At 71.4% G+C, this 18,744-nt stretch carries 20 protein-coding genes; 13 read left to right on the plus strand and 7 right to left on the minus strand.

What is annotated here, in order from left to right:
* Positions 1-199: 199 nt before the first annotated feature.
* Together Ade02nite_RS40255 and Ade02nite_RS40260 are read right to left on the minus strand one after the other, a co-directional pair.
* Complete coding sequence (locus Ade02nite_RS40255) at positions 200-1,015, minus strand: DNA-3-methyladenine glycosylase family protein (protein ID WP_203775502.1); 816 nt, start codon at positions 1,013-1,015, stop codon at positions 200-202.
* A 129-nt stretch (positions 1,016-1,144) separates the two neighbouring features.
* Positions 1,145-1,981 carry a helix-turn-helix transcriptional regulator gene (locus Ade02nite_RS40260; RefSeq protein ID WP_203775504.1) on the minus strand — a complete coding sequence of 279 codons (837 nt, stop codon included), beginning with the start codon at positions 1,979-1,981 and terminating at the stop codon, positions 1,145-1,147.
* Between the two features lie 150 nt (positions 1,982-2,131).
* On the opposite strand from Ade02nite_RS40260, the gene Ade02nite_RS40265 reads away from it, so the two are divergent.
* Positions 2,132-3,115, plus strand: coding sequence for an aldo/keto reductase (locus Ade02nite_RS40265; protein WP_203775506.1), 984 nt, complete (start codon positions 2,132-2,134; stop codon positions 3,113-3,115).
* A 436-nt stretch (positions 3,116-3,551) separates the two neighbouring features.
* Here Ade02nite_RS40265 and Ade02nite_RS40270 read toward each other — a convergent pair whose 3' ends face one another.
* Entirely contained in the window at positions 3,552-4,073 is a 522-nt protein-coding gene (locus Ade02nite_RS40270) for a carboxymuconolactone decarboxylase family protein (RefSeq protein WP_203775508.1), read from the minus strand.
* A 2-nt stretch (positions 4,074-4,075) separates the two neighbouring features.
* The gene (locus Ade02nite_RS40275; RefSeq protein ID WP_203775510.1) at positions 4,076-4,423 is read right to left on the minus strand and encodes a hypothetical protein; all 348 of its coding nucleotides are present in this window, start codon (positions 4,421-4,423) and stop codon (positions 4,076-4,078) included.
* 98 nt (positions 4,424-4,521) lie between these two features.
* Between Ade02nite_RS40275 and Ade02nite_RS40280 the strand changes: the two genes are divergently transcribed.
* Together Ade02nite_RS40280 and Ade02nite_RS40285 are read left to right on the plus strand one after the other, a co-directional pair.
* Positions 4,522-5,802 carry a glucose/sorbosone family PQQ-dependent dehydrogenase gene (locus tag Ade02nite_RS40280; RefSeq protein ID WP_203775512.1) on the plus strand — a complete coding sequence of 427 codons (1,281 nt, stop codon included), beginning with the start codon at positions 4,522-4,524 and terminating at the stop codon, positions 5,800-5,802.
* Positions 5,803-5,960: 158 nt separating this feature from the next.
* On the plus strand, positions 5,961-6,179 hold the full coding sequence (locus tag Ade02nite_RS40285) for a hypothetical protein (RefSeq protein ID WP_203775514.1): 219 nt from the start codon (positions 5,961-5,963) through the stop codon (positions 6,177-6,179).
* Here Ade02nite_RS40285 and Ade02nite_RS40290 read toward each other — a convergent pair.
* Positions 6,173-6,991 carry a MurR/RpiR family transcriptional regulator gene (locus Ade02nite_RS40290; protein ID WP_203775516.1) on the minus strand — a complete coding sequence of 273 codons (819 nt, stop codon included), beginning with the start codon at positions 6,989-6,991 and terminating at the stop codon, positions 6,173-6,175. The two genes, Ade02nite_RS40285 and Ade02nite_RS40290, sit on opposite strands and share 7 nt — an antisense overlap.
* 56 nt (positions 6,992-7,047) lie before the next feature.
* On the opposite strand from Ade02nite_RS40290, the gene Ade02nite_RS40295 reads away from it, so the two are divergent.
* Together Ade02nite_RS40295 and Ade02nite_RS40300 are read left to right on the plus strand one after the other, a co-directional pair.
* Entirely contained in the window at positions 7,048-8,043 is a 996-nt protein-coding gene (locus tag Ade02nite_RS40295) for an ornithine cyclodeaminase family protein (RefSeq protein ID WP_203775518.1), read from the plus strand.
* A 166-nt stretch (positions 8,044-8,209) separates the two neighbouring features.
* Positions 8,210-9,709, plus strand: a complete 1,500-nt coding sequence (locus Ade02nite_RS40300) for an aromatic amino acid lyase (protein ID WP_203775520.1) — start codon at positions 8,210-8,212, stop codon at positions 9,707-9,709.
* Here the strand turns inward: Ade02nite_RS40300 and Ade02nite_RS40305 are convergent.
* The gene (locus Ade02nite_RS40305) at positions 9,706-10,698 is read right to left on the minus strand and encodes a LacI family DNA-binding transcriptional regulator (protein WP_203775522.1); all 993 of its coding nucleotides are present in this window, start codon (positions 10,696-10,698) and stop codon (positions 9,706-9,708) included. The two genes, Ade02nite_RS40300 and Ade02nite_RS40305, sit on opposite strands and share 4 nt — an antisense overlap.
* Before the next feature lie 117 nt (positions 10,699-10,815).
* Here Ade02nite_RS40305 and Ade02nite_RS40310 point away from each other — a divergent pair, with 117 nt between their 5' ends.
* Both Ade02nite_RS40310 and Ade02nite_RS40315 read left to right on the plus strand, forming a co-directional pair.
* Positions 10,816-11,703 carry an amidohydrolase family protein gene (locus Ade02nite_RS40310; RefSeq protein ID WP_203775525.1) on the plus strand — a complete coding sequence of 296 codons (888 nt, stop codon included), beginning with the start codon at positions 10,816-10,818 and terminating at the stop codon, positions 11,701-11,703.
* Positions 11,700-12,224: a cysteine dioxygenase gene (locus Ade02nite_RS40315; RefSeq protein ID WP_203775527.1), complete on the plus strand. Its 525-nt coding sequence runs from the start codon at positions 11,700-11,702 to the stop codon at positions 12,222-12,224. Before Ade02nite_RS40310 ends, Ade02nite_RS40315 begins: the two co-directional genes overlap by 4 nt.
* On the opposite strand, the gene Ade02nite_RS40320 is transcribed toward Ade02nite_RS40315, so the two are convergent.
* Positions 12,191-13,732, minus strand: a complete 1,542-nt coding sequence (locus tag Ade02nite_RS40320; RefSeq protein ID WP_203775529.1) for an aromatic amino acid lyase — start codon at positions 13,730-13,732, stop codon at positions 12,191-12,193. The genes Ade02nite_RS40315 and Ade02nite_RS40320 overlap by 34 nt on opposite strands.
* A gap of 117 nt (positions 13,733-13,849) precedes the next feature.
* On the opposite strand from Ade02nite_RS40320, the gene Ade02nite_RS40325 reads away from it, so the two are divergent.
* The 6 genes from Ade02nite_RS40325 to Ade02nite_RS40350 form a co-directional block, all read left to right on the plus strand.
* Positions 13,850-14,857 (plus strand): ABC transporter ATP-binding protein, encoded by a 1,008-nt coding sequence (locus Ade02nite_RS40325; RefSeq protein WP_203775538.1) that lies wholly within the window; start codon positions 13,850-13,852, stop codon positions 14,855-14,857.
* The gene (locus Ade02nite_RS40330; protein ID WP_203775540.1) at positions 14,857-15,492 is read left to right on the plus strand and encodes an ABC transporter permease; all 636 of its coding nucleotides are present in this window, start codon (positions 14,857-14,859) and stop codon (positions 15,490-15,492) included. The genes Ade02nite_RS40325 and Ade02nite_RS40330 overlap by 1 nt, the downstream gene beginning before the upstream one ends.
* Positions 15,489-16,148, plus strand: a complete 660-nt coding sequence (locus tag Ade02nite_RS40335) for an ABC transporter permease (protein ID WP_203775542.1) — start codon at positions 15,489-15,491, stop codon at positions 16,146-16,148. Before Ade02nite_RS40330 ends, Ade02nite_RS40335 begins: the two co-directional genes overlap by 4 nt.
* Positions 16,149-16,161: 13 nt before the next feature.
* A complete protein-coding gene (locus Ade02nite_RS40340; RefSeq protein WP_203775544.1) occupies positions 16,162-17,091 on the plus strand; it encodes an ABC transporter substrate-binding protein in 930 nt (309 codons plus the stop codon).
* Positions 17,092-17,291: 200 nt separating this feature from the next.
* On the plus strand, positions 17,292-17,474 hold the full coding sequence (locus Ade02nite_RS40345) for a hypothetical protein (RefSeq protein ID WP_203775546.1): 183 nt from the start codon (positions 17,292-17,294) through the stop codon (positions 17,472-17,474).
* 242 nt (positions 17,475-17,716) lie between these two features.
* On the plus strand, positions 17,717-18,744 hold a 1,028-nt coding region (locus Ade02nite_RS40350), incomplete at its 3' end, for a lysylphosphatidylglycerol synthase transmembrane domain-containing protein (RefSeq protein WP_203775548.1).

Genomic DNA, 18,744 nt, shown 5'->3' on the forward strand with positions numbered 1-18,744 from the left:
AGCTTGCGCCTCATCAGCGGCGGCCGCGCGACCTACTGAGCTTGCGCCTCACCGTGCCCGCCGCCGACCTGGCGCCCTCCCCCGGAAGCTCGAGTGTCGCGAGATGCCGACCCACACTTCGGCCGTTCGGGTTCAGGTTGCTTCGTCCGCGCCGCGTGGTCCGGTCCGCCGCGCGACGAGCGTCCGTTCAGTCCTGCTTCTACGCGGCGGCTCGGAGACAGAAAGACGCCCACGTGCGATACGGCCGCCAGGCCTCCGACACCTCCTCGCGCGTGACGCCCGGGCCGTAGCGGGCGGTTATCTCGGTGTCGAGGCGGAAGACGGTCCGGGGGAGGGCGTCGGGGTGGTTCGCGCCGCGCAGGACGGTCAGCTCGGCGGCGAACGGGCCCAAGCCCTTGATGCGGCGCACCCGGGCGATGGCGGCCTCCGCGGAAAGTGCCCGGAGCTCGCCGCCGTCGAGTTCTCCGTCGAGCGCCGCCTCGGCGACCGCATACAAGTATTCAAGCTTGCGGCCGAACAGATCGAGGCTGATCGTACGAAGCCGCTGCGGTGCCGGAAAGACGCCGTTCTCCAGCATGCTGTCGCGCACGGCGGCCGCCTGCGTCATCCGTACGCGCTGGGAAAGCACCGCCCAGGCCGCCGCCTCGTACGGTGAATGGAACCCGCACGGCCGCAGGCCGGGCAGTTCCTTCTGAATCGCGCCGATCACCGGGTCACGCTCGCCGACCTCCGGCCAGCCCGAGCCGTCGACGTCGAGCGAGAGGAACCGGGCCACCTGTTCCGCGGCGGCGTCGAGATCTCCGGGCCCGGAAACGGCGATGCTCGCGGTGTCGCCCACCTGCTCGACAGTCGCCTTCGCAACGGTCCAGTCCCGCTCGTTGAGGAACGCCGTGCGCAGCGTCCGGTCATCGGCCTGGTCGCGCAGGGCCGCCGGGGCGAATCCCGCCCAGTAGGCGCGCGAGGTCGCCAGCGACCACGGCCCGGCAACCTCCAGCGTGACCGTGTGCTTCTTCACGAGGCGCGCTCCGGCATGACGGTGGGCTCCTTGACACGGCCACGAGCGCGGGGTGGGTGCTTCTTCACAGGGCGACTCCTGGCGTGGCAGGTGTCTCGCGGGGCGATCCTTGCTCTGGCGAGTGCCTCCTCATGACGCGAACTCCTCGACGCCGAGGACGCGAAGGAGCGCGAGGCGTTCGCGGGTGTCGGCGTCGGCGGGCGTCAGCACGAGCAGCTGCTGCCCCAGATCCGGCGTCACCAGGGTCTCGCAGTCCATCACCAGCTCGCCTACTCGGGGATGCATAAAAGTCTTCCGGTCGGCTCGGCGTATGGCCACTTCGTGTTCAGCCCAGAGGCGGCGGAACTCGTCGCTGGCGGCCTGGAGGCGGGCGACCAGGCCGGCCACCACGGGATCGCCGGAGCGGCGGCCGGCGACGGCTCGCAGATCGGCCACGAGCTGGCGGGAAGCATGCGCGACCTCGTCCGGGCGGCGGGCGTCGCGGGACGCGGGGTCGGTGAACCAGCGGTGGACCATGTAGCGGTCGTCGCCGGTGAAGCGGGTGAGGTCGCCGGCCATCAGCAGGTTCATCCTGTTCTGGGCCAGCACCTCGCCGAGGTCGGAGAGCACCATGGCGGGCGTGTCGCCGAGCAGGTCGAGCATGCGCAGCAGCCCGGCGCGGGCCAGCCGGGCGACGCCGTCGGCGGGCGGCGGCTGGTGGCCGGCCAGGTGGAACAGGTGGGCGCGCTCGTCGTCCGAGAGCCGCAGGGCCCGGGCCAGCGCGGTCAGCAGCTGCGTGGAGGGCTGGCTGCTGCGCCCCTGCTCCAGCCGGACGACGTAGTCGACGGACATGCCGGCGAGCATCGCCACCTCCTCGCGGCGCAGCCCGGCGGTGCGGCGGCGGGGGCCGTCGGCGATGCCCACCTCGGCGGGGCGGATCGCCTCGCGGCGGCGGCGCAGGAAGTCCGCCAGCTCCTCACGTTCCATGTGATTCATCGTTCCCCGGCGGTGTGGCCCCCAACCAGGGAGCGGCGCTCCCACGATAAGCGCTCCGCTGCCGTGGGCGGCGAAGCGCGCGCAGGCTCGATCTCGTACGGCACGAATGCCCGTACCGCGGCGATGTGAAGGAGAAATGCGATGCGCACACGACGACTGGGCAGCACCGGGCCGGTGGTCTCCGCGATGGGCCTGGGCGCGATGGCCATGTCGGGCGGGCCGTACGGGGAGGCCGACCCCGACGAGAGCGTGGCGACCGTGCACGCCGCGCTCGACGCGGGCGTCACCCTGATCGACACGGCCGACTTCTACGGCATGGGTCACAACGAGCTGTTGCTGAATGAAGCTCTTCAGGGCCGGAACCGCGATGACTACCTGCTGAGCGTCAAGTTCGGGCAGATGCGCGGGCCGGGACCGGTGTTCGGCCCGCAGGACGGCCGGCCCGAGGCGGTGAAGAACTTCCTGGCGTACTCGCTGACCCGGCTGGGCGTCGACCATGTGGACATCTACCGTCCCGCACGCCTCGACCCGGCGGTGCCGATCGAGGAGACGGTCGGCGCCATCAAGGAGATGGTCGAGGCGGGGTTCGTACGCCACATCGGGCTCTCCGAGGTCGGCGCGGCCACGATCCGGCGGGCGCACGCCGTGCACCCGATCGCCGACGTGCAGATCGAATACTCTGTGCTCTCGCGGGCGGTCGAGGCCGAGGTGCTGCCGGCGCTGCGCGAGCTGGGGATCGGCCTGACGGCGTACGGCGTGCTGGGCCGAGGCCTCATCTCGGGTCACTGGAACGCCGGGCGGAACGACCCGCGGGTGCGCTCGCCGCGGTTCGCGCCCGGCAATGTGGAGCACAATCTCGCGCTCGTGGAGGAGCTGCGGCGGGTCGCCGACGGCAAGGGCTGCACGGTCGCCCAGCTGGTCATCGCCTGGGTGGCGGCCCAGGGTGAGGACATCGTCCCGCTGGTCGGCGCCCGCACGCGCACCCGCCTCGCCGAGGCGCTGCCGGCCATGGATCTGACCCTCACCCCGGACGACCTGGCCGCGATCGAGAAGGCGGTCCCGAAGGGAGCGGCGCGCGGCGACCGCTACCCGTCCGCCTTCATGAGCGCTCTCGGAGTCGGGTAGCCGGCCGGGTTCAGCCTGCCGTCGACGGGCTGGCCCGGCGCATTGACGTCGGCGGGTGTAGCCCGGTGTAGACGGGTTGGCCCGCATTGACGTCGGCGGGTGTAGCCCGGTGTAGACGGGTTGGCCCGCCCTGACGTCGGCGGGTGTAGCCCGCTGTTGACGGGCTGGCCCGGCGCACTGATGTCCGGCGGGAGTAGCCCGCTGTTGACGGGTTGGCTCGCACTGACGTCGGCGGGTGTAGCCCGCTGATGACGAGTTGGCCCGCACTTACGTCCGGCGGGAGCGGCCCGCCGTAGAGGAGCTCCCGCCGTATTGACGTCGGCGCGAGCGCCGAGCCGCTGCCGGTGCGGCCTCGCCTGAACTTCCTGGGTCGGGTGGGGTGCGCCCGTAGCGGCGATCCACGGGTGGCTTGGGAAGGGATCGGGAGGCTGGCGTTCTAGCCGTATACCGTGGTGAGCGGCACCTGAAGAACTGTATTCACGCGGCCGAAGGTCCAGTAGTAGCCGATGACCTGGAGAACCTCGACGATCTCGCGTGGTGTGAGGATGGCGCGGATCTCCGCGAAGAGGGCGTCGCCGACGGTGGGAGCGGCCACGACGGTGTCGGTGAAGCGGAGCAGCGTGCGGTCGTAAGCGGTCAGCAAGGGGTCGTCGAATCGGCCGGCGCGGACGAGATCCTGGGTGCGCTCGTCGACGCCGGCGGCGAGGGCCATCGGCTGGTGCTGGGCCAGCACGAAGGCGCATTCCGTGCGCACCGCCACCGCCAGGGTCACCAGCTCGCGGGAACGGGAGGACAGCGCGAGCGACGTGAATTGGGCCCGGGCCATCTGAATAAAGAGATTCACCGTGCCGGTGGCGTGACTGAGCGCGCGGACCATCGGGTCCGGCGGCAGGCTCGCCAGCATCTCGCGCACGTCGGCGGGCTGGGTGGACGGGTCGGGATCGGGAAGGCGTGTCATGGTCACTCCACGTCGATCCCGGTCTCGGAAAGGTGCTCGAAGCGGCCGTCGGGGGCGAGCGTGCCGAAGATGTAGATCTCGCGCTTGAGGGTGGTGCCGTCGGCCATCGTGGCCTCGTAGACGTGCCGCTCGGCGTAGTGGCTACCGTCGGTGAGCTCGTCGAGGACGGTGACCGTGCCGCCGGTGACGCGTTCGCGCATCCCGGCGACCATCGCGGCGAAGGCGGCGCGGTCCATGGTCTTGCCGTCGCTGCGGTGGGTATAGGTGGGGGAGTAGTACCGGTCGAGGGTGTCGGCCAGGTCGGGCCGCGGCTCGAAGGCCAGATCACGCAGGGCGTCGCTGATTCGCATGCCCGGAATGACGCTAAGCGGACTCGCTGGTTCACCTATGTGATGGCTGTAACCGGACAAACACCCTTTTCGCGGCGCGTATGTGCGACAAAAAGGGCATGACGAGGTTCACGCAGGTCTTCGCCGCGGTGCTCGGTGTGGTGCTGGGGCTGGTGCCGGCCGCGCTTCCCGAGCCGCCGTTCGCCTCCCGGGTGGTGGTGGAAGGGCTGGCCGGTCCGTGGGAGATCCTGCTCGGGCCGGACCGGCAGCTGTGGGTGACCGAGCGGATCGCCGGCCGCGTGACGCGGGTCGATCCGGCGAGTGGCGCGCGAACGACCGTCGGCTCGGTGCCGAGCCGGGCGGTCGGCACGCAGGACGGGCTGCTCGGCATGGCCCTCGACCTGCCGTACGTCTACGTCGCATACACCTATTCACCGCGCGGCCTGCTGAAGGTCGTGCGATACAACTACGAGTCGGGCAGGTTGACGGCGCCGGTGGACGTCATCACCGGGCTGCCGGCGACCACCGATCACGTCTCCGGGCGGCTTGCGATCGGACCTGACGGCAAGCTTTATCTCACCGTCGGCGACGGCGGCGCCAACCAGTTCGAGCACTTCTGCGACCGGAATCTCGCGCAGGAACTGCCGTCGTCGCCGCGCGACTTCTCCCGCTATCGGGGGAAGATCCTGCGGATCGAGCCCGACGGCTCCGTCCCGGCCGACAATCCGGTTCTTCACGGTGTGCGCAGCCACGTCTATTCGTACGGCCACCGCAACGCTCAGGGGATCGTCTTCGGCCCCGCGGGGCAGCTCTACGCGAGCGAGCAGGGACCCAAGTCGGATGACGAGCTCAACCTGATCCGCCCGGGCGGCAACTACGGCTGGCCCCGAGTCGCGGGCTACCGCGATGACAAGGCATACGTCTATGCCAATTGGTCGGCCGCGGAGAACTGCCGTGACCTGACGTTCAGCGACTACCGGATCCCGGCGTCCGTTCCGAGGCTCGAGGAGTCGTCGTTTCGCGATCCGGCTCTTGTCCCGCCGCTGCGCACCTTCTTCACGGTGCCCGATCAGCACGACTTCGAGGCTGAATGCGGCCATTCATGCTGGCCGACGATCGCCCCGTCGAGCATCGATTTCTACGGGTCGGCCGCGATTCCCGGTTGGCAGGGCTCCCTCTTGATCCCGTCGCTGAAGGACGGCGCGGTCTACCGGGTGGCCGGCGCCGAGACTCAAACGGTGTGGCGAACGGTGAATCGCTATCGAGACCTGGCGATCGGCGAGGACGGCCGGACGTTCTACGTGGCGACCGACGCCGGCGGGAGGACGAAGGACCTGGCCGGCGAACCCACCGAGGAGCTGGCCAACCCGGGCGCGATCCTGGAGTTCACCGCCGGCTGATCCCGCCGGCTCAGGCGGCAGGCGTGCGCTCGACTGGCAGGCGTGCCGCTCGGGTGGCGGGTGTTCCGCTCGGGTGGCGGGTGGGCCGCTCAGGCGGCGGCACCGTTCGCGAATATCTGCTTCCGCCGGCAACCGGAACATAGGCCACACTTGACCCCATGATTAGCGAAGATGTGGTGTCGGTCGCCGTGGTCTCCAGCCGGTCGGAAGCGGAGATCATCGCGGGTCTGCTGCGCAGCTACGGGATCAAGGTCGGTGTGTCGGCGGACGATGCGGGGCAGCAGGAGCCGCAGTTACAGCTCAATGGCGTGCATGTGTACGTCGCCCCCGGTGACGAGGCGGAGGCCCGCGAGATCCTGTCGGCCTCGGGTCAGTAGATCCATCGGTCCACGAGCGCCTCGTGTGCGTCCAGGCGCTCCTGGGTTCCCTGCGGGTCGAGGGCGGCGACCGCGTCCAGCAGGCTGATGGCGAGCACCACGGCGGCCGCGTGCGAGTCGAAGGTCAGGCCCCGGCCGACCGGTGCGACGAGCACCGCGTCGGCGTCGGGCGCGAAGGGCGCCAGCGCCTCGTCGGTGATCACCACCGTCGACATGCGCAGGTCGCGCGCCTGGCGGATCGCGGCGACCGTGGCGGCGGGGTATCGCGGCATCGCGAAGAACAGCACGGCCGAGGCGCCCTGGCCGCGCAGCTGCACCAGGAAGTCGTCGACGGCTCCCGCGTCGGTGCAGACGTTCACGGCGGGCAGCACCCGCCGGGCGAAATACGCAAAATAGTCGGCCAGGGCGCCCGAGGCGCGCAGTCCGACGACGCCCACGGGAAGGCTCTCGGCCAGCCACCCGGCGGACATCGCCAGCTTGTCGCCGGCGATCACCCGCTTGAGCGCGGCGACGTTCGCGCACTCCTGATCGATGGCGCTGTGCCGCGGCGCGGGAACGTGGGGCGGGCTGCCGAGCACGACTTCACGCAGCGCCTCGCGGAACTCCGGGAAGCCGCCGAAGCCCAGGGCGGTCGCCAGGCGGGTGACCGTGGGCTGGCTCACCCCGGCCCGTCTCGAGATCTCGACGGTCGACAGGAAGGCGACGTCCGGGAACATGCCCAGCATGCGCTGCACGATCTGCCGCTGCGAGGGGGAGAGCCGGTGCTGCTGAGCCAGGTCGAGCAGCCAATCTTCAGCCTGTCCGTTGTCCATGGGGCCTCCGATCTACGCTGAATAGCCTAAAACACGATCGGACAAGGGTGCATTGGATGATTCATCTGCGGTTCCTCTCCGGCCCCGACATCGACGAGCTGGAGATCGGCCCCGACGACGCGATCGCCGCGGTCGAGTCCGTCGTCGCGGCGCACGGGCGGGGCGAGACGGTCTTCGAGCCGCGCACTCACCTCGTTCCCGACAACGGCGGTGTGGGCCACTTCAACCTCCTCCGCGCCCACGTCAAAGGCCTGGGCGTCGCCGGCGTCAAGGTGGTCGGCGACTTCGTCCCGAACTACCGGCACGGGCTGCCGAGCGAGCTCGCGATGGTGACGCTGCTCGACCCGTACACCGGAGTTCCAATGTCCATCATGGATGCAACCTGGATCACCGAGATGCGTACGGGTGCGATGACCGCCGTGGGGGCGAAGTACCTCGCGCGGCCCGACTCCCGGGTACTCGGCCACGTCGGCGCGCGGGGCACGGCGTTCGCGAACATCACCCTGCTGGACCGGTTGTTCCCGCTGGAGGAGATCCGGGTGACGAGCCGCCGTGCGGAGTCTCGCGAGGCCTTCGGCGTACGCCTGCGTGAGGTCACCGACACGCCGGTGCGCGTGGTGGAGACGGCCGACGAGGTGTTCGACGGCGCGGACATCCTCGTGGAGGCGTCGCGCCTGACCGAGCCGCAGCCCTTGCTGCGCACGTCGCTGGTGAGACCGGGAGCCTTCGTGGTGCCGTACGGGACGGTGAGCGCCGTCGAACTGGACCTGCTCGACGTGATGGACAAGGTGGTCGTCGACGACTGGCGCGAGTCGCGATCGGGCCGCTTCGGCGCATTGCGCGCCCACGTCGACACGGGTCGGTTGAGCGAGGAGACCCTGTACGCCCAGCTGGGCGAGATCGTCAGCGGCCAGAAGCCGGGCCGCGAGTCATCGACCGAGCGGATCCTGTTCTGGCACCGTGGCCTGTCGATCCTCGACGTCGCCCTGGCCCACCTGATCCTGAAGCGCGCCGAGGCCGCCGACGCCGGAACGATGCTCCGCTACAGATGAGCACCACCCGCTCAACCGAAACAGATCCGGCGCCCCGCGACCGTTCTCGCCCTGGTCACCACCCCGACGCCGGCCCGGCCGGCTTGCCGCCGGAGACGTGTACAGGATCCGGAGCACGACATGAATAGCCCTATGCATGAATAGCTCGATACAGAATGGCGCCGAAATGAATGTCGCTCTGCGGATGACGATCCACCGGCCCGCGGATCTCGATCGGGCCGCCGTGGCGGCGATCGCGCGTGGCGCGCACCCCGAGCTCTCCGGCGACCTTCTCGGCGAGCTCGCCGTGTCGCGGGCGGCGACCCTGCGCGATCTGGACGGCGACGAGCCTGTGTACGGCGTGAACACCGGCATGGGCGCGCTCTCCGGGGTCCGCCTCGACCCCGAAGCCCAGAAGCAGCACCAGAACACGCTGATGGCCGGGCGGGCCGCGGGCTCGGCGCCCTGGTTGCGGCCCGTGGAGGTGCGGGCGCTGCTCGCCGTACGGCTGAGGACCCTGCTCGATCCCGCCGCGGGCGTGTCGCCGGAGCTGTGCCGGCGCCTGGCCGGGATGCTCGCCGCGGGCGACGTGCCCCACGTTCCGCTGCGCGGGGGAGCGGCCGGCGAGATCATCCCGCTCGCTCATGTGGGGCTGGCGCTTCTTGAAGAGGGCTATTCATTCGGGCCGAAGGAGGGAATCGCCTTCCTCGAGGGCGTGCCGGGATTGACCGGATTGTCGGTGCTCGCGGCGGAAGCGGCGAGGACGCTCGTGGCGCAGACCATCGAGGTCGCGGGCGACGAGATGGCCCTGATCGGCGCCAGCCGGGATCCGCTGCACCCCGCGACGGCGACCGGTGATCCCGAGCTGGCCGGTGTGCTGGAGCAGCTGCGGGCCCGCCGGGGCGACGGCCCGGCGCGGGCGCTTCAGGCCCCGGTGTCGTTCCGAGTCACCGCGCAGGCCCTGGCGGTGACCCTGCGCGCGGCCGCCGCCCTGGAAGCCGCGGTGGACCGCGCCCTGGCCGCCGTGACCGACTCGCCGGCTCATCTGGACGGCCGCTTCGTGGGCACGGCGGGCTTCGCCGGCACGGACCTGACCGCGTCGCTGGGCGCCGTGACGGCGACCCTCGTCCACCTGGCCGAGGTCGGTGCGGCACGACTGCACCGGCTGCTCGACCCGCAGGTGACCGGTCTGCCGCGGCAGCTCTCCGACGCGCCGGGGCGACACGCCGGCATGGTGTCGGTGCACAAGCGGGCGGTCGGCGTCGCGCACCGGCTCCGGCGTTTCGCGATGCCCGCGCTGATCGGCCCGATGGAGACGTCCACCGGCCAGGAGGACGTGCAGAGTTTCGGCTTCGAGGCCTACGAGTGCTTCGGCGAGGCGGCCGCCGGCCTGCGCGACGTCCTCGCCTGCGAGATGCTCGCCGTTGAGCAGGGCCGGCGCCTCCAGGCCCGCGGCGGCAGCGTCGGGCAGGGCGGGCGCCTCCAGGCCCGCGAGGGTAACGTCGATCAGGGCGGGCGCCTCCAGGCCGAGAAGGGTGGTCTCGACAAGGGGCGGCGCTCCCAGGTCCGCGAGGGCAGCGTGGACCGGCGCCTCCAGGCCGGCGATGGAGGCACGGGCGACCGCCCCTATGGCCCCGAGATCGACCGTCTCATCGCCCGGCTGGAGGAGGACCGGCCGGCCGGCTAAGGGAAACGCGGAGCGCTCGTCGACCCCCGGCCCACCAGCTCCGGCCGGAACGGGGGCGGTGCCGGCGCCTCGTCGATGAGCTGGGCCACGGCCGACTCCACGATCGCGTCCTCGTCCCAGGCCATGGTGGTCAGTCCCGGGCTCACCAGCGCCGCCAGTTGATGGTCGTCGTAGCCGATGACCGACAGGTCGTCCGGGATTCGCAGCCCCGTCGCGCGCGCCGCGTGGTAGGCCGCGAAGGCCAGCGAGTCGCTCAGGCAGAACAGCCCGCTCGGCCGGTCGGCGGTGGCCAGCAACTCCGACACCACCGCGACCGCCTCCGCCGTCGCCGCCGGGGCCGGCACGACGCGCAGGTTCAGGCCGATCTCGTCGGCGATGCGCGGCGCCAGCAGCTCGGACGGGCGGCCGGGTGTCGACGGCAGCGACGGCGCGAGCATGGCGACGCGGCGGTGGCCGAGCTCGGCGAGGTGCCGCAGCGCGGTCGTCACCCCGTACTCGTTGTCGAACAGCACGCACCCGGAACCGGGACGTTCCGTCAGGGCGTCGCCGATGGAGACGACCGCGACGCGCGGCTCCAGCAGGCGCCAATAGGTGGCCGACGGGTCGGCGGGTGAGACGATCGCGCCGTCCACGCGCTGCGCCGCGAACTGCTCGACGATGAGCCTCTCCTGCGCGGGGTCGGCGTCCGCGTCGGCGATGGTGGCCTGCCGTCCCCTGCTGCGCAACGCCCGGGTGAGCAGCACCGAGAGGTCCTGCTGCCACAGGTCACGCAACGACCCCGAGACCCCCACCGATCCGGTACGCCCGCTCGCGAGCGCGCGGGCGATCGGGTCGACCGTGTAGCCCAGCTCGTCGGCGAGCTCCCGCACCCGGCGGATCGTCTCGGGGGAGCCGCGCACGCCGCGCAACGCGTATGACGTGGCGGCCAGCGACAACCCGGCGGCGGTCGCCAGGTCCTGGAGGGTCCGTCGCGGGTGCTGCCGGGACATCGACTGAGGGTAACACCCGTTCCGTAGCGTGAGATCGCATTGCGGTCAAGGCAGGGAAGCGCTTCACTTCTGAGTACGAGTGAAGCGCTTCCCTGCTGCGGAGAGTGAGAACCGGCAATGCTGATCGACTGCCATCAGCACCTCTGGCCGGAGCGCCTCGTGGACGCCCTGCGGCGCCGTACCACGTACCCGTACCTGCGTGGTTGGACCTTGTACCTGCCGGGTGAGCCGCCGTACGAGGTGGACCCGCACGCCCACGACGTGGAGGCCCGCCGGACGAGGGAGATCGCTGAGGGTAAGGAGTCGGTGATCCTCTCCATCTCCAGTCCGCTCGGTATGGAATACCTGGAGTCCGCCGAGCTGCTCGACGTGTGGCACGAGAGCGGGCTCGCGCTGGGCGACCCGTACCGCATCTGGGCCTCGGCCCATGTCGCCGAGCCCGACCCGGACGGTCTGGCGAAGGTCCTCGTGGAGGACCGCGTCGCCGGCGTGCAGCTGCCGGCGACGGCGCTGGCCGAGCCCGCGGCCATCGAGCGCCTGGGGCCGCTGCTGCAGGAGGCCGAGCGGGCCGGCAAGCCGGTGCTGGTGCATCCCGGCCCGGCGCCCGCGTGCGATCCGGAGGTGCCGTCGTGGTGGCCGGCCATGGTGCCGTACGTGGCTCAGATGCACAGCGCGTGGCTCGCCTGGCATGTCGCCGGCCGGCGGCAGCATCCCTTGCTGCGCATAGCTTTCGTCGCCCTTGCCGGGCTCGCCCCGCTGCACCACGAACGGCTCTCCGCCCGCGGCGGCGCGCTCGGCCCGCTCGATCCGTACGTCTACTACGAGACCAGCTCGTACGGCACGCGCGCGATCGACGCGCTTACCCGCGTGGTCGGGGTCGACCCGCTCGTGCACGGATCCGACCGCCCGTACGCCGAGCCGGCCGACCCGGGCCTGGGCGACGCGTTCCGCCACGCGCTCTTCACCGCCAACCCCCGTCATCTGCTGACAGGAGAACCGAGATGACGATCGACACGGTCGCGGTCACCGATCCGGCGCGGCTGCCCGCCCTGCCCGGCCGGACGCTCACCGCCAAGGAGCTCCGGCGCTGGGTGGGCGAGCTGGCCGCCCGTCCGGAGCTGTGGGAGCCGCTCGTGCGGCACGACACCGGCAAGCGGCATTACGCGTCGCTCTATCGCGACAGCGACATCGACGTCTGGGTGCTCTGCTGGAACACCGAGGACGACACCGGCTGGCACGACCACGACATCTCCTCCGGCGCGGTCGCCGTGACCCGGGGCGCCGTGCACGAGGCCAACCCGCGGATGGGCGGCGAGCCGGTGACCCGCGTGGTGCCGGCGGGGCGCTCGTTCGCCTTCGGGCCCGACCACATCCACCGCATGTCCGGCGCTGTGGACGGCTCGGTGTCGATTCACGCCTACTCGCCGCCGCTCTGGCGCATGGGTCAATACAGCATCAGCGCCGCTGGGGTGATGCGGCGCAAGGCGGTCAGCTACGCCGACGAGCTGCGCCCGCTGGAGGCGTAAGGCGCGAGTCGCGGCAACATCCCGGCCGCCGCGGTCAGGTCCTCGCCGATCGGCCGGTCGTCCTCGTGCGGGTCGAGGACCTTTGCCACGATCTCGTACGCGTCCCGCGCCGGCCCGTCGGGAAGGCGGCCCGGTGCCATGCGCAGCGCCCGCACGGCCGCCGTGAGCTCGGCGGCGAGCAGGGTGGGCGCCAGGTCGGCCATCGCCCGCAGCGCCCGCGCGCCCTGGGTGGCGAAGCTGGCGTGCTCCTCCAGGCCCAGCGAGATGGTGAGCGTGCCCGCCGAGATGGGCTGCATGCCGACGCGGATCTCGGTGAGGACGTCCTGCACCACGTACTCGCTGATCATCAGGCCGGAGCTGCCCGCCGGGCCGGCCGCCAGGAACGCGCGCAGACCCGTCATGTCGGGCCGCATGAGCAGCCCGAGCCGTGCCGACGAGAGCGCCAGCACCGGCAGGAAGGAACCGCGCAGCGTGTCGAGGCTGGTGGCGATGGTCGCGGTGTGGAACTGGCCGTGGTGCAGCACCGCGCCGGCGGTGACGAGCGGGTTCTCGACGGCCGCGTTGATCTCCTCGGTAAGCACCCGGCGCAGCTCGCTCGCGGCGTGCGTCGCGGGCGCGGTCACCTGGGGAAGCACGCGCAGGCCGAACGGGTCCTGGATGCGCGCCGGCTCACCGGCCCCGGCCACCAGGCGGCTCATCGTCTCGGCCACCTCGGCCTGGCACGGGTGGGCGCGGGCCGCGTGCACGGCCGGGTGGTACGCCTCGGCGTTGCCCCGCAGGGCCAGGAACGACAGAGCAGCGACCACAATGGACGCTTGAAGCAGGCTTTCCACGCGGGTGAGCGCGAGCGCAGCGGTCGCCACGGTCAGCGCACTCGAACTGATCATCGGGAGCGCGTCGGTGGCGTCGATCGTGGTGACCGGGCCGTGGCCGCTGCGCCAGGGCCGCTCGCCCGCCAGCGTCAGCGCGAGCTCGGCGAGCGAGGCCAGATCGCCCGTGCCGATGGCGCCCCACGAGTGCAGGTCCGGCACGGCGCCCGCGGTCAACGCCTCGGCGAGCGCCTCCGCCACGCGCCGCGAGATGCCGCTGCCGCCGGCGAGGATCTGATTGAGCCGTACGGCCATGGTGGCGCGCGCGGTGACGTCGTCGACCAGCGGCCCCACCGCCGCGCAGTGGCTGCGCAGGAGCCGCAGCCCGTGGCCCTCGGCCGTGCCCTCGTGCCGGTTCGCGCCGACGCCGGTGTTCGCGCCGTAGACGGCGCCGTGCTCCCGCGCCAGGTGCAGCAGCGCATGCCGCTCATCGATGAGCCGAAGCGCGTCGCCGTCCACCACGACGCGCACCCGCTCGCCGGCGTCGCCGCGCTCGCCCGCGTCGCTCTTGCCCACGCCGTTGCCGTTGCCGTTGCCCGCGCTGTCACCGTTGCCCGCGCCGTCGCGTGGGGCGGCGCCCGCGGCGATGGCGACCAGACCGTCGATCGTCAGGGATCGGCCGTCGAGGAGCACCTCCATGTAGTTCTCCAGCTCGAAGGTTTCCGGACCGTAACGGGCTCGACCGGGCCGTTGACAGCCTATTCACTACACCGCAAGTATGAATAGCGCCATTCATGACGCCCGCCCAGGAGAACCATGATCACTTTCGAGGACGTCGTCAAGATCTATCCCGGCGGCGGCACGGCGGTCGACCACCTCTCGATGGAGCTGCCGACCGGGAAGATGACGGTTCTCGTCGGGCCTTCCGGGTGCGGCAAGACCACATCGCTTCGCATGATCAACCGGATGGTCGAGCCGACGTCCGGCCGGGTCCTCATCGACGGGCAGGACGTGTCCGGGCAGGACGAGGCGCTGCTGCGCCGCGGCATCGGCTACGTCATCCAGCACGCCGGCCTCTTCCCGCACCGCACGGTGCTCGACAACGTCGCGACCGTGCCGATGCTGCTGGGCAGGACCCGGCGGCAGGCGCGCGCCGCCTCGCTGGAGCTGCTGGAGCGCGTCGGCCTGCCGGCCGAGTTCGCCAAGCGCTACCCTGCGCAGCTCTCCGGCGGCCAGCAGCAGCGCGTCGGCGTGGCCCGCGCGCTCGCCGCCGACCCGCCGGTGATGCTGATGGACGAGCCGTTCAGCGCGGTCGACCCGGTCGTCCGGTCCCAGCTGCACGCCGAGTTCCTGCGCCTTCAGCAGGATCTCGGCAAGACCATCGCCATGGTCACCCACGACATCGACGAGGCCATCAAGCTCGGCGACTACGTCGCGATCCTGCGCCAGGGCGGGGTGCTGGCCCAGTTCGGCACCCCGCAGGAGCTGCTCGACCACCCGGCCGACGACTTCGTCGCGTCGTTCGTCGGGCGCGACCGGGGCCTGCGCAGCCTGTCGTTCGACGCGGCCGCCTCCGTTCCGGTCTCGCCGCCCGGCGACGACCTGGTCACCGACGAGGCCGGCCGCCCGGTCGCCTGGCGCACGCCGTCCGGGGAGCGCCCGATCGGCGGCACCTTCACCAAGGACGACTCGCTGCGCGTCATCACCGACCTCGCCATCATGTCGCCGGTCGGCATCGCGGTGCGGGTCGGCGCCGACGGCGTCTGCGACGGCATCGTCCGGCACCACGACCTCGTCGACTACCTGATCGCCCGGCGGTCCTGATGATCCAATATCTGCAGAACAACTCGGACACGGTGCTCGCCGCGCTGCGCCAGCATCTCTACCTGGCGCTCGTGCCGGTGCTCCTCGGCTTCGTCATCGCGCTGCCGGTCGGCTACCTCGGCGTGCGGTTCCCGTGGCTCTACCATCCGCTGGTCAACACGTGCGGCGTGCTCTACTCGATCCCGTCGCTCGCGCTCTTCGTGTTCCTGCCCGTCGTCCTCGGCACCAAGATCCTGTCGCCGCTCAACATCGTGGTGGCGCTGACCATCTACACCGTGGCGCTGCTCGCCCGCACGGTCGCCGACGGCCTGCGTTCGGTGGACAAGCTGGTCAACGAGGCGGCGACCGCGATGGGCTACCGCCGCCTGCGCCGGCTCGTCGACGTGGAGCTGCCGGTGGCGCTGCCCGTGATCCTCGCCGGCCTGCGCGTCGCGACGGTGGCGAACATCAGCCTCGTCAGCGTCGGCGCGCTCATCGGCATCGGCGGCCTGGGACAGCTGTTCACCCGCGGCTTCCAGCTGTTCTACGTCGAGCCCATCGTCGTCGGCATCGTCCTGTCGGTGCTGCTCGCCGGCGTCGCCGACCTGGTGATTGTTCTTGTTCAGCGCGCCGTGACCCCGTGGGCGCGCGCATGAACCTCTCCTACCTCCTCGACCCCGCCCACTGGGACCCCAGCGTCTCGGGCAGCTTCCCCCAGCTGCTCCTCTCGCATCTGTGGTACGTCTTCCTGGCCCTGCTCATCGGCACGGTCATCGCCCTGCCGATCGGCCTCTACATCGGGCACACCGGCAAGGGCTCGTTCATCGCCATCAACGCGGGCAACGCCGGGCGCTCGCTGCCGACCCTGGGCCTGCTGATGCTCATGGTCACGCTGCTCGGCCTGGGCCTGCTGCCGGTGCTCATCGCCCTGACCGTGCTCGTCGTCCCGCCGATCCTGACTTCCACGTACGCGGGCATGCGCACCCTGGATCGTCGCGTCGTGGACGCGGCGAAGGGCATGGGGATGCGGCCCTGGCAGGTGCTCACCCGCGTCGAGCTGCCCATGGCGCTGCCCGTGCTGATGGGCGGCTTCCGCAGCGCGGCCCTCCAGGTCGTGGCCACCGCCACGGTCGCCGCCGCGGTGGGCCTCGGTGGTCTCGGCCGCCTGCTGATCGACGGGCTCGCCGTCAACGACTACTCCCGTGTGCTGGCCGGCGCCATCGTCGTCGCGGTGCTGGCGGTCGTGCTCGACCTTTTCCTGGCGCTCGTGCAGCGCTGGGTCGTGTCGCCCGGCGTGTCCGGGCGCTTCTGAAGGGGTTCTGAATATGCGTATTCGTGCGATCGGCGCGGCGTTGGCCGGCGCTCTGCTGTTGTCGGTGGCGGCCTGCGGCGCCGGGGACGACCCACTCGCCTCCGACAGCGACAGCAATGCGTCGGCCGGCACGTCGGCCGTCACGGTCGGCTCGGCCAACTTCGCCGAGAGCGAGCTGCTCGCCGAGATCTACTCGCAGGCCCTCGAGGCCAAGGGCGTCCAGGTCAAGCGGCAGTTCAACATCGGTGCCCGCGAGCTCTACCTGAAGGCGTTGCAGGACGGCTCGATCGACCTGCTGCCCGAGTACAACGGCGCGCTGCTGTCGGCGCTGCACCAGGGCGGCGCGCCGCAGGGCGTGTCCAAGCCCGACGACGTGCTCGCCGAGCTGAAGAAGGTGCTGCCGGCGGGCACCGAGGTGCTGGAGCAGTCGGCGGCCGAGGACAAGGACACGCTGACCGTCACCCAGGAGACGGCCACCAAGCACAACCTGAAGACCATCGACGACCTCAAGCCGGTCGCCGGCCAGCTCACCATCGGCGCCGGCCCCGAGTGGCAGGAGCGCTACCAGGGCCTCAAGGGCCTCAAGGAGCTGTACGGCATCACGTTCAAGGAGTTCAAGCCGCTCGACGCCGGCGGCCCGCTGACCCTCAACGCCCTGCTCGACGGCAAGATCGATGTCGCGAACATCTTCTCCACCGACTCGGCGATCGCGACCAAGAAGCTGGTTGTGCTCGAGGACACCAAGAACCTCTACCTCGCCGAGAACATCATTCCCCTGATCCGTACGGAGGCGAACAACCCGACGGTCTCCGGCGCCCTCAACGCGGTCTCGGCCAAGCTGACCACCGACAACCTCACGCAGTACCTGGCGAAGGTCCAGGTCGACAAGCAGGACACCGCCACCGTGGCCAAGGCCTTCCTCAGCGACAACGGCCTCGTCTGAGCCTCGGTTTCTTCGCGCGACGCGGGGTGCCGCCCACCGTATGGTCTTCCTGCGGTGGGCGGCACCCCGCGGCTCACCAGGCGTCACCCGGCTCGCCTTTCCCTGCGTTATGTGATTCCCAGCTCAGCGACTGTCTCGTCACGCTCCGAGGGGTCTAGGTTACAAGTCAGCGCACGTTTACTACTTGTCCGGGGGCTGCCATGGCACATGCTTTCGAGGAGTGGGCTCACCTGCCTTCGCCCGACACCGACCTGGCCGTGCCATCAATCCCTTTGCTGTACGCCGCCACGGCCGCCCTCGCCGCGGCGGTCACGGTCACGGCCGCGACGGTGCACTACTGGCGCGCCCGCCGTGCCCGGGTGACGACGGCCCGATCCCGATGACCCTGCGCGCGCGGCGCCCTCATCTCCGCCGCCGCGACTGCCGAGCCCGCCGCGGCGGGGTGCGCCCGTGCGGGTCCGCCCGCGACCGGCACCGCGCAATCCGGGCGCGCCTGCGTCTCCGAAGCCGCGCCTACCGGCTCCGCTCGCGCCTGCGAACCCGCCGTCGTGCCGCCGCTCGGGAGGAACTGTCCGCGCGCCGGTGGCGTCCCGTTCTGCGCCTGCTGCTGTGGGCCGCCGCGGCCGTGGCCGTGGTCGTGGCCCTGCGCGGCCGCGTGCCCGATCCCGCCTCCGTCGGCTCGGTGCTGGCCCATGCCGACCCGATGTGGCTCGCCGCCGCTGCGGCGGCCCAGGCGCTCTCCCAGGCTGGCTTCGCCCTCCAGCAGCGCACCTTGCTCTCCGCGCTCGGCACCGGTATCACGCGCGGTGACGCCATGGCCTTGACCTTCACTCGTACGGCGATGAGCTCGGTCCTCCCCGCCGGCTCGGCGATGTCCGCCGCCTTCGCGCTCCAGCAATTCCGCCGCCGCGGCGCCTCGGCCGCCTCGGCCGCGACCGCCGTCGTCCTGTCCGGGGCCGCCTCGGCGATCGGTCTGGCCCTGCTGTACGCCGTGACGTTCGGCGTCCCCGCCCTCGCCGACGTGGTCCCGGCCCGCGCCGCGGAAGTCGCCGGAACCCTGCTCGCCCTGGCCGTCGTCAGTTGCCTGATCGTCCGGGTCCGCCCGCCGTCCCACCACGCGACCGCCTATGCCCGCCGCAGGAGGAGTGCCCCCGCCCGCGGTCCGGTGAATAGTTCCATTCATCGGCCCGCCACGACAGCGTCCCTCTCTGCACCGAGCCGCGGCGGCCGGCGCCGGCTCGACCGGGCGATCGCCCAGGCGCGCCGGATGGCTGCGGAGGCCCGAACCATCCGCGCCCGCCACTGGTCGGCCGCGGTCGGTTACGCCGTCCTCAACTGGACCCTCGACCTCGCTTGCCTCGTCGCCGTCGCGCAGGCGTGCGACTTCCCGCTCGGCCCGATCGAGCTCGCGTCGGTCTATCTCGCGGTGCAGCTCGTCCGCCAGATCCCGATCACGCCCGGCGGCATCGGCCTGATCGAAGCCAGCCTTCTCGCCGGCTTCCTCGCCGCGGGCGCCCTCGAGGCCGAAGCCGCCGCCGTCGTGCTCGGCTACCGCATCCTGTCGTTCTGGCTGATGCTCCCGGTCGGCCTCGGCGCCTACTGGAGAATGAACCGCCACACCCCCAAGGCGACGCCTGAGCAGCCCGGAGGAGC

Source organism: Paractinoplanes deccanensis (assembly GCF_016862115.1).
Lineage (GTDB): Bacteria > Actinomycetota > Actinomycetes > Mycobacteriales > Micromonosporaceae > Actinoplanes > Actinoplanes deccanensis.

Bases quoted from the DNA above. Each gene is read 5' to 3' on its own strand.
- Ade02nite_RS40260 (WP_203775504.1), bottom strand. From the start codon at position 1,981: ATGGAACGTGAGGAGCTGGCGGACTTCCTGCGCCGCCGCCGCGAGGCG.
- Ade02nite_RS40265 (WP_203775506.1), top strand. From the start codon at position 2,132: ATGCGCACACGACGACTGGGCAGCACCGGGCCGGTGGTCTCCGCGATG.
- Ade02nite_RS40270 (WP_203775508.1), bottom strand. From the start codon at position 4,073: ATGACACGCCTTCCCGATCCCGACCCGTCCACCCAGCCCGCCGACGTG.
- Ade02nite_RS40275 (WP_203775510.1), bottom strand. From the start codon at position 4,423: ATGCGAATCAGCGACGCCCTGCGTGATCTGGCCTTCGAGCCGCGGCCC.
- Ade02nite_RS40280 (WP_203775512.1), top strand. From the start codon at position 4,522: ATGACGAGGTTCACGCAGGTCTTCGCCGCGGTGCTCGGTGTGGTGCTG.
- Ade02nite_RS40285 (WP_203775514.1), top strand. From the start codon at position 5,961: ATGATTAGCGAAGATGTGGTGTCGGTCGCCGTGGTCTCCAGCCGGTCG.
- Ade02nite_RS40290 (WP_203775516.1), bottom strand. From the start codon at position 6,991: ATGGACAACGGACAGGCTGAAGATTGGCTGCTCGACCTGGCTCAGCAG.
- Ade02nite_RS40295 (WP_203775518.1), top strand. From the start codon at position 7,048: ATGATTCATCTGCGGTTCCTCTCCGGCCCCGACATCGACGAGCTGGAG.
- Ade02nite_RS40300 (WP_203775520.1), top strand. From the start codon at position 8,210: ATGAATGTCGCTCTGCGGATGACGATCCACCGGCCCGCGGATCTCGAT.
- Ade02nite_RS40305 (WP_203775522.1), bottom strand. From the start codon at position 10,698: ATGTCCCGGCAGCACCCGCGACGGACCCTCCAGGACCTGGCGACCGCC.
- Ade02nite_RS40310 (WP_203775525.1), top strand. From the start codon at position 10,816: ATGCTGATCGACTGCCATCAGCACCTCTGGCCGGAGCGCCTCGTGGAC.
- Ade02nite_RS40315 (WP_203775527.1), top strand. From the start codon at position 11,700: ATGACGATCGACACGGTCGCGGTCACCGATCCGGCGCGGCTGCCCGCC.
- Ade02nite_RS40320 (WP_203775529.1), bottom strand. From the start codon at position 13,732: ATGGAGGTGCTCCTCGACGGCCGATCCCTGACGATCGACGGTCTGGTC.
- Ade02nite_RS40325 (WP_203775538.1), top strand. From the start codon at position 13,850: ATGATCACTTTCGAGGACGTCGTCAAGATCTATCCCGGCGGCGGCACG.
- Ade02nite_RS40330 (WP_203775540.1), top strand. From the start codon at position 14,857: ATGATCCAATATCTGCAGAACAACTCGGACACGGTGCTCGCCGCGCTG.
- Ade02nite_RS40335 (WP_203775542.1), top strand. From the start codon at position 15,489: ATGAACCTCTCCTACCTCCTCGACCCCGCCCACTGGGACCCCAGCGTC.
- Ade02nite_RS40340 (WP_203775544.1), top strand. From the start codon at position 16,162: ATGCGTATTCGTGCGATCGGCGCGGCGTTGGCCGGCGCTCTGCTGTTG.
- Ade02nite_RS40345 (WP_203775546.1), top strand. From the start codon at position 17,292: ATGGCACATGCTTTCGAGGAGTGGGCTCACCTGCCTTCGCCCGACACC.